The following is a 12430-nucleotide window of genomic DNA, read 5'->3' on the forward strand; positions in this document are numbered from 1 at the left end:
TTCCACTGGAACCTGCGTCGGGGCTCCAGATCCCTGCAAGTATTATTTATAGATTTAAACAGGGGTTCGACTGGTCACCTGTTGCAATTATCAAATCCAGTACGGTCCATATTTACCATTTTATTAGAGTATCAAATCACAAAATCCACTGGTATTGATAATCTGAATCCATCCTTTAAATAAAAAATCAAATGACCGGTCTTTTTTCATCATACGTTTTTTTGATCTTGTTTCGAACAGGCACTTGGGAGTGTCCCGGGAATACTTTTAATTGGTAATTCTTTTTTTTTCCGGTCCTGATGGATTATCCGGTAAGAGAATTACTGAAATACTGTTTTTCCTATCAGCAGATTTATGTGATAAACACTTGGAATTGGGATCTTTGTTGGATCCTGTTGAGAAGAATATCAATTTGGTTTTCCTGATAAGTAGCGGAGTAATTGACGAGATGTGGTTTTCTGTAACTTCTTATCAATTCGTTTGTTGAGACTTTTCAAACACCCATTTTAATCAATTTTTCAGAACAATTTCGATTTATTTTTATAGGATAAACGAGAGAATTACCAAATGCTTGTGATATAACAAAAAATTTTGATGTGTCTGGTTAATATCGTCCATTTCCAAGCGAAACAAAGGGGTCCCCCTCTTTTTCCTTTGAGAGGCAAAATCTCCTGATTTTCCATAGCACTCTTTAAAATATAATTTATCAGAATATTACATCAGAAATTACTAAAATCGAGCCCAAATGCAAAAATCACCAAATATTTGAGTGTGTTCCATAGGAAACAAAGGGGTTTATAAATCAAACAAACAATCACATTTTTTACTTCAAACCACCAAGTCTCAGCTCCTTAGTGACATTATGCCCGAAATCGAAGACCCTGCAACCGGACTTTTTAAAAAATACCTGACGAATAATAAAATATTCAAAGACCGGGAGGTCCTCCGGCACTCCTACCGACCCCAGATCCTTCCCCACCGCAAACCCCAGATTGATGAAATTGCCTCTATCCTTGCACCATCACTGCGCAACGAGACCCCATCAAATATCCTCATCTACGGCAAGACCGGCACAGGAAAGACCGCATGCGCACGGTATGTCGGGACCGAACTTGAAAAAGCAAGCAGCAACATGGGGACCAGCTGCCAGATTGTTCACCTGAACTGCGAAGTGATCGATACCCAGTACCGTGTACTTGCACAGATCGCAAAATGCCTTGATCCTGTGGATGAAGGGGGCAGCGACAAGACCCGTACCCACATCCCTATGACCGGCTGGCCCACCGACCAGGTATATTCCGAACTCAAGAACCAGCTCGATTCCCGCGGCGGGGTGCTTGTTATCGTACTGGACGAAATTGACAAGCTGGTGAAAAAGAGCGGGGACGACACACTCTATAACCTGACACGTATCAACTCCGACCTCAAGAACTCCAAGGTGAGCATTATCGGGATCTCAAATGACCTGAGTTTCAAGGACTTCCTTGACCCCCGCGTCCTCTCCTCTCTTTCGGAAGAAGAGATTGTATTTCCTCCCTATAATGCCCCGCAGCTTGTTGACATCCTTACGCAGCGCGCGGAGGCAGCATTTGTACCGGGCGCGATCACGGAGGGGGTTATCCGCCTCTGTTCCGCCCTTGCCGCACAGGAACATGGCGACGCACGGCGCGCTCTCGATTTACTCCGCATTTCAGGTGAACTGGCAGACCGTGACGAATCGGAAAAGGTCACCGAGGACCATGCGAAACAGGCGCAGGCCAAGATGGAAACCGACAGCATGATCGAGTGCATTTCGACGCTGCCGACGCAGAGCAAACTCATACTGTATTCGATGCTGATCTTAGAGCAGCTCGGACAGAATATCTTTACGAGCGGGGAAGTTTCACGTATATATCAGGATATTGCGCCGACAATCCAGCTCGATGTGCTCACCCACCGTCGGATTACAGACCTAATTTCAGAGTTGAACATGCTCGGTGTCATCAACACCCGCGTGGTGAGCCGTGGGCGCTACGGGCGGACAAAAGAGATGTGGTTTGACACTAACACCGGCAAGATCCGCGAAGTTGTCCTCAAAGACCCGCGGTTGAACGGGTTAAAGGACCTTGACGTAGCCCAGATGGGAACAAAATGGTTAAAGACATGGTTCAGGTGACGTGGAATGGATGAAAAAGATCTCGAAATCCTGCATATTCTCGAAGAGAACGGGCGGATCTCACCAGAAGAAATCGCGAATTTGATCACGCTTCCGGCAAAGGATGTTGCCGGCAGAATCTGCGCACTTGAAGAAGCACGCATCATCAGGAAGTATACCGCTGTCATCAACTGGGAAAAGGCTGGCAACGGGCAGGTTTCTGCAATCATCGAGTTAAAGGTCAGCCCCGAACGCGATTTTGGCTACGACCGGATTGCAGAGCGCCTCTCACGGTTTAACCAGGTCAAGAGCGTACGCCTCATCACGGGCACGTATGACCTCCAGGTCCTTGTCACGGGTAAGGATATGCAGGAGGTCTCCCGGTTTGTCTCGGAACATGTTGCACCGATGGACCGTATCCGCGAGACGGCGACGCATATTATCATGAAGCCGTACAAGGAAAACGGGAACATACTTTTTGAACAACCGGAAGCGGAACGGCTGCCCTACTCTTTTTAAGGTGCGTAAATGAGAGATTTTATTTCAGGGCGTGCGCAGGAAATTCCCCCGTCAGGGATCCGAAAATTTTTTGATCTTGTACTCACGATGCAGGACGTGATATCGCTGGGAGTAGGAGAGCCGGATTTTTCCACCCCGTGGAACATCTGTGAATCAAGCATCTACTCGATCGAGCAGGGGTCGACTTCATACACGTCAAACAAAGGTCTGCAGTCGCTGCGGGAAGCGCTGTCCCGGTATCTTGACCAGCACTACTGCCTGAAGTATGACAGCGAGGACGAGATCATCATCACGAGCGGCGTATCGGAAGCCCTGGACATTTCAATCCGTGCAATCACTGACCCCGGTGATGAAATTCTCATTGCCCAGCCCAGTTATGTCTCCTATGCGCCCTGTGTCACCCTTGCAGGGGGGATTCCCGTCCCGGTTGAATGCACGGAAAAAGACCGTTTCAAGCTCAACTCCGACACCCTCGCTGAAAAGATAACCAGGAAGTCCAAGGCGCTCATGATAAATTTCCCCAACAACCCGACAGGGGCCGTCATGCGGGAGGAGGATCTCAAGCCAATCGCTGACCTTGTCATCGACAATGACCTATTGCTTATTTCCGACGAGGTGTATGCAGAGCTTACCTATGAAGGAAGGCATGTCGCCACCGCGACTATTCAGGATCTCCGGGAACGGACGATCACGCTCAACGGGTTCTCCAAGGCATATGCGATGACCGGGTGGCGTGTCGGATTTCTCTGCGCCCCCAAACCGCTCTGCGAGGCGGCGCTTAAAATTCACCAGTACGTGATGCTCTGTGCCCCGGCGATGGGGCAGGTTGCGGCGCTTGAGGCGATCCGGTCTGCGGAGGAGGAGAAGAACAGGATGGTGGATGAGTATCGGCTCCGGCGCAACATGTTTATTGCCGGCTTAAACCGGATCGGGCTTCCCTGCCATACTCCGGACGGGGCGTTCTATGCGTTCCCATCGGTGAAGGAGACCGGGCTTTCCGATACGGAATTTGCCGAACGACTCTTAAAGGAACAAAGGGTCGCCGTTGTCCCCGGCAGTGTGTTTGGAGCTGGCGGAAAAGACCATCTCCGCTGCGCCTATGCAGTTTCCCGGAAACAACTGACTGATGCACTGGGGCGGATAGAAAAATTCATGGCAGACCTCTAGGCCTGTCCGGCGCAGGAAACGATCCTTATTTTGCCGGTTAAAAAAACCCGGGATTTTTTTAAAAAATTGCATGTCCTGCCAAAACGACAATTTCTTACTTGTTCTCATGGAATTTCCCTGATTTTTTTTATCGCGTCATTCCGTTCGCGCATTTTAGCTGAGGGATATTTTATTTCCAGATTCAACCAACACTACTTGATATCTCAATGAGCTGTTCAATTATCGTTGGTGGTTTTTTTGGTGATGAGGGGAAGGGCAAGATCGTCGCCCACATCGCTTTCAAGGACAAACCCGTCATCATTTCCCGCGGCGGTGTCGGCCCGAACGCCGGGCACACCGTAAAAGTCGGCGAGAAGGAATACGGGGTCAGGATGGTCCCGTCAGGTTTTGTATACAAGGATGCGAAACTCTGCATAGGGAGCGGCGTACTCGTCGATCCCCGGGTCCTCAAACAGGAGGTGGAACGCCTCAATGTCCGGGGAAGGGTCTTTGTTGACCGGCGGTGCGGTATTATAACCGAGGACCATATCGCCCGGGACAAAGGCAGCGCTCACCTGTCAAAGAAGATCGGCAGCACTGGTTCCGGCTGCGGCCCCGCAAACTCGGACCGGGTGATGCGGGTAGCCCCGCAGGCAAAGGATGTGCCGGAGCTTGCAGAGTACCTGCTCGATGTGCCAAAGGCGATCGACGACGAACTGAAGGCAGGAAACGTCGTCCTGCTGGAAGGGACCCAGGGGTTTGGGATCTCGCTCTATTACGGTACGTACCCGTTTGTCACGAGCAAGGATACATCCGCATCCCAGATCGCGGCGGACAACGGTGTCGGCCCCACCAAAATCGATGACGTTATCGTAGTCTTCAAGGCATACCCGACCCGTGTCGGGGAAGGACCGTTCTCCACCGAGATGACTGCCGACACGTCAGATGCGATGGGGATCCAGGAGTTTGGCACGGTGACCCACCGCAAGCGCAGGATTGGCGGGTGGGACGGCGGGATGGCACGGTATTCCGCGATGATCAACGGATGCACCCAGGCGGCAATCACGGGAATTGACAGGGTGGACAAGTCCTGTTTTGGTGTGACCGAATATGAAAAACTCACAAAAAAAGCAAAAGACTTTGTAAAACAGGCTGAAGCAGATATCGGATGCCCCGTCACCCTCATCTCTACCGGCCCCGAGATCACCCAGATCATCGATATCAGGGATGAAGTCCGATGAGGCGCAAGCTCCTCGATATTCTCTGCTGCCCCGTCTGCAAGGGAGACCTCGGGCTCACTGTTGGCGAAGAGAACGAGCACGAGATCCTTGAGGGAGTGCTTGCCTGTAAAAAGTGCGGGGTCGATTACCCCATACATGAAGGCATCCCCGATCTCCTTCCCCGCCCCCTCAACGAATAACAGGTGTTTACATGTCGCTGCCGTTGTCTGTTGCCTCCGTCCTGCAGGGGCAGGGAGCACCGGACAACGCGTATGATATTTACTTAAACAGGAGCGGGATCAATGCCATCGAGGTCCCGAAAGGACCTGTCAACGTGGAGATCGGGGGTATCCTGACATTAAAATTTTTAAACCGCGGATCACCGATCCATATCACGATCACCACCTCAAATGCCGGGATGTATACCTCCTTTTTTCACGAAAACCTCTATATTGTCGATGAGACGCACTTCTCGATCTCCATAAACCCGGACTGCCCCGCAGGGTTCTTTGACATCGAGATCATCACCGGGTATGGCGTGATGAAGGCAACGTTCCGTGTCGAAGTTGTCCGCGGGCTCCTCCAGCCCGCATCACAGAGGATCCGGGAACCGCCACTGCAGCCGGTTGCCCGCGGCCGCCCGCACCCCCTCATGATATCCATGGGGATTGCCCTCATACTGTATTCTGCCTGGCTGTACCTGAAGATCGATCTCCTCAACACGGCCTCATTTCTCACGCTGATCATCGGGGCTGTCTATACATGGTACCGGCAGACCCTGTGATAGCGCTCCCGGTATTCGTGCTCGCTGCTGCTCTTATCATCGACCGGTGTATCGGGGATCCGCACTCGCCACTCCACCCGGTTGCCCTCATCGGCCGGTTTATCGCATGGTGGGGAAAACCCGGGCGATACGATGCGGGCCTGCAACGCGCCACCGGTGCAGTCCTCTGGGTTGTGACGGTGACAGTCGTTGCAGTCCCCGTCTTCCTTTTCGGGAAATTCGCACCCTGGTACCTGTATCTTCTTATTGCACCGTTCCTGCTCAAGTACTGTTTTGCCTGGCGGTCTCTTGAGGAACATGCAGGTGCTGTAATCGAAGCGCTCAAAGATGGAGCGGACGCCGGGAGAGTCCGGGTGCGGATGCTTGTCTCCCGGGATACAGCAACCCTTGACACGGACCAGATCCTTTCTGCTGCCTACGAGTCACTGGCCGAGAACCTTACCGACAGCATCGTCTCCCCGTTTTTCTGGTACTCACTCTTCGGGCTTGCCGGGGCAGCGGTGTACCGTGCGGCAAATACGATGGATGCGATGCTCGGGTACCGCGACGAGCGGGAACGGCTCGGCTGGTTTTCTGCCCGGATGGACGACATCCTCAACTGGATCCCGGCCCGGGTCACGGTCATCCTCCTTTTTGTCTATTTTGCCTGCCGGGGCAGGTTAACGCCATCCTATCACATGATGCGGCGTGACGGGGCGCACCGCCCCGGCTTCAATGGCGGGATCGTAATGGCAGCGATGGCGGGCGGGGCAGGGGTCAGGTTCGAAAAGCCCGGTGTGTACACCATCGGTGACGGTGAACGGTCTCTTGAAGAGGGCGGCAGGGAGATTTTAAGGGCGGTCCGTGCGGTTACGCTGATGGCGGCTCTTGCTGCCGCTTGTACTCTGATTTTATTGGGAACATGGATCAATAGTATGGGCATATGAAACTTGAGGAACTAAGGTTCGGGACCGAGCTTCTCAAGCGCGGCTTTGCATCCATGCAGAAGGGGGGCGTTATCATGGATGTCGTCAATGCCGGGCAGGCAAAGATTGCCGAGGAGGCGGGTGCCGTGGCAGTCATGGCATTGGAGCGGGTGCCAGCCGATATCCGGAAGACAGGGGGGGTCGCCCGCATGGCAGACCCCCAGATCGTGGCAGAGATCATCGATGCGGTCTCTATTCCGGTGATGGGCAAGGTGCGGATCGGCCATTTTGTCGAGGCGCAGGTGCTGGAGACCCTTGGCGTTGACATGATCGACGAGAGCGAGGTGCTGACACCGGCAGACGAACAATACCATATCGATAAGAAAAAATTCACTGTCCCCTTCGTCTGTGGTGCGCGCGACCTCGGCGAGGCGCTGCGAAGGATTCACGAGGGTGCAGCGATGATCCGGACAAAAGGAGAGGCAGGCACGGGCAATGTTGTCGAAGCAGTCCGGCACATGCGTGCGATCATGGGGTCAATCCGGGCCCTTAAAGGGATGGACAAGCAGGAGATGACTGATTATGCCCGCGATATCGAAGCACCGGCCGAGCTTGTCATCGAATGCTCCGAACGCGGCAGGCTCCCGGTAGTAAACTTCTCCGCGGGTGGGATCGCCACACCTGCAGATGCAGGGCTCATGATGCAGCTTGGTGCAGATGGCGTATTTGTCGGCTCCGGGATTTTCAAGTCCTCAAACCCCCAGAAGATGGCAAAAGCGATCGTCGAAGCGGTCAACCATTACGAGGACGCAAAAGTCATCGCCTCTGTCAGCAGGGGGCTCGGTGACGCAATGCCCGGGCTCGATGTCCACACGCTGCGCGAGGACGAGGTGCTGCAGTACCGTGGGCGTTAGGATCGGCGTGCTGGCCCTGCAGGGTAATGTGAGCGAGCACATCGATGCGTTCGTGTGTGCTCTCGGGCGCACAGGGCAGGCGCCCCATTCCTTTGTTTTTCCAGTTAAAAAAGCTAAAGAGATATCCGGGTGCGATGCGCTTGCTATTCCTGGTGGCGAGTCCACAACAATTTCCCGGCTGATTGAAAAGAACCAGCTCTATGAACCTATCCGGAACTTTTCCGGGGGCATTTTTGCGACCTGTGCAGGGATGGTGCTCATGGCAACCCGTGTGGACGATCCCCGCGTCCGCCCGCTCGGGCTCATTGATATGGCCGTCGACAGGAATGCATTCGGACGCCAGAAGGATTCATTTGAGGCAGATCTCTTCGTGCAGGGGATTGTAGGTGGGCCGTTCCATGCCATCTTCATCCGGGCGCCGGTTGCAACAGATGCAGGTACCGGTGTGCATGTGCTTGCCCGCATCAGCCAGGGAATTGTTGCTGTAGAGCAGGGGAAACACATGGCGCTTGCGTTCCACCCGGAACTTGTCAGTGATACCCGGCTGCATGAGCGCTTTTTAACAAAACAGGTATTATAACACATCCATCCGGATACAACCAAAAACCATTATCTCTCCCCTAGATCATGCTCTTTGAATGGCGGCAAAAAAGAAGCGCCATCCTTTCCCCGGACTAATACGGCCTGATTATTTTCAGGAGACCTGATCAGGAAAAGAGGGGTTTATCGTTCCCTTTTATCTTTCCCATATGGTTTCGTTGTCATACAGGATCTTCCGTATCCGGTGATAGGGGATATATTTTGCACCGGATTCCATTTGGATCTCGAAATAATAAGGTCCGAGGGTGCGTATTTCTCTGCCCCTGACACATGAGCGGTCTCCGGGTGCACCCCGGTCAACATACCATATAAGCAAATCTGAAAAATCATATCGTGCATCGTGCCAGTATTTCAAGAGAAGTTCATGGCTTGTCAGCATTGGCCACCAGCACTGAATTGATTACATAGTGTGCACCACATATCAGGAAAAAGGAATCCTGCATCATGGAACACATTCGCACCGCGTTTGACGCTGTCGCATCTGAGTATGACGCCCAACGGCAATATGTGATCCCCGCGCTTGACACATTTTACGGGACCGCTGTCTGGGCGGCGGACTGGACTGGGCCCAGCCCGGCGATTCTGGACATCGGAGCAGGCACGGGCCTGCTCAGCGCCCTGATGCTGCAGAGATACCCGGACGCGGCTCTCACACTCCTTGACATATCCGATGAAATGCTCAAGGTTGCACGACAGCGTTTTTTTAAAAATACGAAAGTCCGTTATATTGTCGGTGATTATGTTAAAACGGGTCTTGAAGGCCGGTACGACCTGATTTGTTCTGCGCTCTCGATCCATCATCTCACACACGAGGACAAGGAGCACCTTTACCGGCGGATTTACATGGCACTGAACCCGGGCGGCGTTTTTGTGAATGCCGACCAGGCGGCAGGGGAGACCCCTGCGCTGGACCGGCACTATATGCAGTACTGGGATGAATTTGTCCGCAACGGCCCGCTGGGTGCAGATGAGCAGGCCGCGATCCTGAAGCGGCGGGCTGAGCTGGATCGGAACGCGAAACTTTCCGTGCAACTGGGATGGCTGCGGGACTGCGGTTTTTCTGATGTGGATGTCGTATACCGGAACCGGATTTTTGTTGTGCTGACGGGCAGGAAGGAATAAACCGACGCCATTAGTGGGTGAGGCAGGTTTCAAAACGGGCCGATAAATGAGACCCGGTTGCACGAAGGCTTTTTTACCGGAACGTACGGGTTTCAAGGCACCCCGGCGCTGCAACCCTGCAATTTGTTTCGAGGTGAGAGTCCGGCTGATCCCAAGCCTTAAAGCCTGAAAAAGAGAGGGACTGGTATATGCCAATGGGAAGATCACTTGTTTTTGTCTATAATGCTGACAGCGGGATACTGCCGAGGATGAAGGACCAGATCAGCAGGCAAGAAACAACCGGGACGGACCGGTGCAACCTCTGGACCCTTACCTTCAGCCCGATTGGCATGAAGAAAGAATGGAAGCGTGTTGTCCATGACCTTGGCATACCGGTGAGGTTTCTCTCCCGGGATGAGTTTGCACGTGAGTTCCGTTCTGTTGCTGCCACATTTCCTGCTGCATTCCTTCAGACCGGAAACGACCTGTTCCATTTCATCAGTACCGATGAGATCAACCAGTGTGCCCAGCTCGAGGACCTCATCACTATAGTCCGGCAACGCCTTGCCAAAATCCCCTAAAAAAAAATCAGAAAATGCCTACAACAGGCGGCCGAACCGCTGCATTATTATTTCATGGTGGGAAATATGCACGTATTCCCGTATACCGGGCAGAGGTGTTGTGTGGACAAATTCGAGGAAATGATGCAGAAAATGGCAAAGATGACTGATGCAGAACGCACGATGATGATGGATAAGAACAAGGTGTTGTGCATCTGCGGGAAATGTCCGACCTACAATGATTGCGCAAAGGAAAAGACGGAGATCCTGTACTGTGTGACCGGTAAAAGCGCCTGCACGCTTTCAAAGACAGGATGTATCTGTCCGGCCTGCCCGATAACCCCGATGCTGGGGCTAAAGCACGCATATTATTGTACCAACGGGTCTGAACCCGAACTGCGCGGGATGTAATATCCACATTATCCTTTCAGGCATCAGTCTTTAATTGTCGCCCTGGATTCTGCTTTACCGGCATCAACCAGATCGTGAACACCAGCATCACCAGTGTACTGGCAGCCCGGCTCCTGTGAGTTTCTGTAGAGCCGTTTCGCATGATCGCCCGGATTCTAAAAAAAATCCAATTTTTACAGGCTGCGGTTTTATGACCGCCAATAACAACAATTGTAGTGAAAACCGTGCATATAACAAAAATACATCTTCTCAGGGACAGATTTCCGACATTGGAATATTACCCGTTCAGTCTTGGCGTATTCAATACAACAGAAACCTTTGAATTTACAAAACCCGTGACTTTTTTTGTCGGTGAGAACGGAACCGGCAAATCCACGCTGTTACAGGCAATTGCCAGGTGCTGCAACATCCATATCTGGAAAGATGAAGAACGGACGAGATACCATTACAATAAAATCGAGGACGGTCTCTATACCTGCTTAAAGGTCGAGTGGAACGAAGAAAAGGTGCCGGGAGCTTTCTTTGCATCGGAATTCTTCCGCCACTTCACTGAAATCCTCGACGAATGGGCGGCTGCCGATCCGGGTGTTTTGAACAGTTTTGGCAGCGAATCGCTGGTGAAGAAATCCCACGGGCAGCGCCACATGGCATATTTTAAGAACCGTTTCAGGATCAGTGGGGCTGTATCTCCTTGATGAGCCTGAGAATGCATTCTCCCCGAAAATGCAGCTTGCATTACTGGACCTGTTGCGGGAAATGAGCTCGGCCGGGAACGTCCAGTTCATTATCGCCTCCCATTCGCCTATCCTGCTCGCATATCCCGACGCCGATATCTTCAGTTTTGATTACAGCCCGATCCTTAATGTCAGGTATGAGGAGACCGATTATTACCAGCTCTATAAGGATTTCCGCAATAACCGGGAGCGGTATCTGGGCGGGACGAACGCGGGCGGTACCTGAACGTCCCGCTATTTTATAACTTTCCCACACCCGTAACACGTGCGTTTGTAGGGATCGATACACTCTCCACAGGAAGGGCACATGTGCTTTAACCGTGACTGCTGCACCCATTCCTCCGGCCCGATCTCAGCAAGGAGCCTGCAATTCTCCTGAAGATCGATACAATAAGCGTCAAGATATCGTTTGTCAAGATTTCTTCGGATTGAACAGGGGAATTCTTTGCACTTACCGCAGTGGTTCAGCCTTCTCTCAAGAACGCAGGTGCGGATCCGGCACTTCCATTTGGAGGTGCGTGGCTGGCGGGGATTGTCTGACCAGCAGCCACGACACCGTCCGGTCCGAAAGCAGGATGCAAGAGAGCAGTAAACGCCACACATGCCGATGGTATCAAGATAGGGCGGTGTCATGATACTACTCATATATCGATTGTATCACCAGTCCTTCCTCATAGCCTCTGCCTTCAGATCCTTTGGCATCAGCTCAATAGCATACCGGAGCGCTGTCCGTGGCATTGCTTTCTTATTTCTCATGATATAATCGAACACTTCCTGCTGGTGCTGCCGGCTTGCCTCCTTGAGCATCCAGCCATAACCTTTCTGCACCATGTCGTCGTTATCGGTCAGGAGCAGATCAGCAATTTCCAGGACATCGTCAAAAAATTTCCCGTGTTTTGCCGGCACAATCAGCGATACTGCCGCCGCCCGGCGCACCCACCGGTTCTCTGACCTCGTCCAGTCTTTCAGTTCCTTCACGTACTCAGGGTATTTCTCAATAAAGTTCCCGACGGCATGGTTGCATAACCCGTCGCAGGCAGCCCAGTTGGTGATGTAGCTGTCGATGAAGTGCCGGAGCGTGCGGATGTCCGAGGGTTCGAACCTTTTTGAAATGAGTGCAGCCCACGTCGAGACGACAAACGCCTCCTCGCAGTAGCCGGATTTGTAGAGTTCCTCGCAGAGCGAGAAGATCTCTTTCTTGTCGCGGGATTTGATCTCGTTCCAGTACTTCTTTGCGATTTTTACAACTGGCCCGGTCTTTACGCCGTAATACCTGACCTCCTCCTTAAAAAACCGCTGGAAATTCTGTTGAGTCTTTGGATCTGCGTTCCTTATGAGTTCATTTCGGATTTGGGTGATGAGCGGGTCCATGGGTAAAAATGGGGTGGGGACCGGCATAAAA

General features: G+C 52.3%; 17 protein-coding genes. 14 read left to right on the forward strand and 3 right to left on the reverse strand.

Annotated elements, in window-relative coordinates; translation table 11 throughout:
* Positions 1-862: 862 nt before the first annotated feature.
* The 9 genes from OS112_00005 (at position 863) to pdxT (ending at position 8202) form a co-directional block, all read left to right on the forward strand.
* Positions 863-2155 (forward strand): ORC1-type DNA replication protein, encoded by a 1293-nt coding sequence (locus OS112_00005; protein ID WAC05043.1) that lies wholly within the window; start codon positions 863-865, stop codon positions 2153-2155.
* A 6-nt stretch (positions 2156-2161) separates the two neighbouring features.
* A complete protein-coding gene (locus OS112_00010) occupies positions 2162-2653 on the forward strand; it encodes an Lrp/AsnC family transcriptional regulator (protein ID WAC05044.1) in 492 nt (163 codons plus the stop codon).
* Positions 2654-2662: 9 nt separating this feature from the next.
* Positions 2663-3820, forward strand: a complete 1158-nt coding sequence (locus OS112_00015) for an aminotransferase class I/II-fold pyridoxal phosphate-dependent enzyme (GenBank protein ID WAC05045.1) — start codon at positions 2663-2665, stop codon at positions 3818-3820.
* Positions 3821-4026: 206 nt separating this feature from the next.
* Positions 4027-5040 carry an adenylosuccinate synthetase gene (locus OS112_00020; GenBank protein WAC05046.1) on the forward strand — a complete coding sequence of 338 codons (1014 nt, stop codon included), beginning with the start codon at positions 4027-4029 and terminating at the stop codon, positions 5038-5040.
* Positions 5037-5219, forward strand: coding sequence for a methytransferase partner Trm112 (locus OS112_00025; protein ID WAC05047.1), 183 nt, complete (start codon positions 5037-5039; stop codon positions 5217-5219). The genes OS112_00020 and OS112_00025 overlap by 4 nt, the downstream gene beginning before the upstream one ends.
* Before the next feature lie 11 nt (positions 5220-5230).
* Entirely contained in the window at positions 5231-5803 is a 573-nt protein-coding gene (locus tag OS112_00030) for a hypothetical protein (protein WAC05048.1), read from the forward strand.
* Entirely contained in the window at positions 5782-6729 is a 948-nt protein-coding gene (cbiB, locus tag OS112_00035) for an adenosylcobinamide-phosphate synthase CbiB (GenBank protein ID WAC05049.1), read from the forward strand. Before OS112_00030 ends, cbiB begins: the two co-directional genes overlap by 22 nt.
* Positions 6726-7622: a pyridoxal 5'-phosphate synthase lyase subunit PdxS gene (gene pdxS / locus OS112_00040; GenBank protein WAC05050.1), complete on the forward strand. Its 897-nt coding sequence runs from the start codon at positions 6726-6728 to the stop codon at positions 7620-7622. The genes cbiB and pdxS overlap by 4 nt, the downstream gene beginning before the upstream one ends.
* Positions 7612-8202, forward strand: coding sequence for a pyridoxal 5'-phosphate synthase glutaminase subunit PdxT (pdxT, locus tag OS112_00045; protein WAC05051.1), 591 nt, complete (start codon positions 7612-7614; stop codon positions 8200-8202). The genes pdxS and pdxT overlap by 11 nt, the downstream gene beginning before the upstream one ends.
* A gap of 156 nt (positions 8203-8358) precedes the next feature.
* On the opposite strand, the gene OS112_00050 is transcribed toward pdxT, so the two are convergent.
* Positions 8359-8601, reverse strand: a complete 243-nt coding sequence (locus OS112_00050; protein ID WAC05052.1) for a DUF504 domain-containing protein — start codon at positions 8599-8601, stop codon at positions 8359-8361.
* 65 nt (positions 8602-8666) lie between these two features.
* On the opposite strand from OS112_00050, the gene OS112_00055 reads away from it, so the two are divergent.
* The 5 genes from OS112_00055 (at position 8667) to OS112_00075 (ending at position 11254) form a co-directional block, all read left to right on the forward strand.
* Positions 8667-9344, forward strand: a complete 678-nt coding sequence (locus OS112_00055) for a methyltransferase domain-containing protein (GenBank protein ID WAC05053.1) — start codon at positions 8667-8669, stop codon at positions 9342-9344.
* A gap of 194 nt (positions 9345-9538) precedes the next feature.
* On the forward strand, positions 9539-9904 hold the full coding sequence (locus tag OS112_00060) for a hypothetical protein (GenBank protein WAC05054.1): 366 nt from the start codon (positions 9539-9541) through the stop codon (positions 9902-9904).
* Positions 9905-10006: 102 nt separating this feature from the next.
* On the forward strand, positions 10007-10294 hold the full coding sequence (locus OS112_00065) for a DUF2769 domain-containing protein (GenBank protein ID WAC05055.1): 288 nt from the start codon (positions 10007-10009) through the stop codon (positions 10292-10294).
* Between the two features lie 215 nt (positions 10295-10509).
* On the forward strand, positions 10510-10989 hold the full coding sequence (locus OS112_00070; GenBank protein ID WAC05056.1) for an AAA family ATPase: 480 nt from the start codon (positions 10510-10512) through the stop codon (positions 10987-10989).
* Complete coding sequence (locus OS112_00075; protein WAC05057.1) at positions 10970-11254, forward strand: AAA family ATPase; 285 nt, start codon at positions 10970-10972, stop codon at positions 11252-11254. Before OS112_00070 ends, OS112_00075 begins: the two co-directional genes overlap by 20 nt.
* Before the next feature lie 8 nt (positions 11255-11262).
* On the opposite strand, the gene OS112_00080 is transcribed toward OS112_00075, so the two are convergent.
* Positions 11263-11661, reverse strand: a complete 399-nt coding sequence (locus OS112_00080; protein WAC05058.1) for a DUF3795 domain-containing protein — start codon at positions 11659-11661, stop codon at positions 11263-11265.
* 24 nt (positions 11662-11685) lie between these two features.
* On the reverse strand, positions 11686-12399 hold the full coding sequence (locus OS112_00085) for a DNA alkylation repair protein (protein ID WAC05059.1): 714 nt from the start codon (positions 12397-12399) through the stop codon (positions 11686-11688).
* Positions 12400-12430 lie beyond the last annotated feature (31 nt).

It is taken from the genome of Methanoregula sp. (genome assembly GCA_026625165.1).
Lineage (GTDB): Archaea > Halobacteriota > Methanomicrobia > Methanomicrobiales > Methanospirillaceae > MVRE01.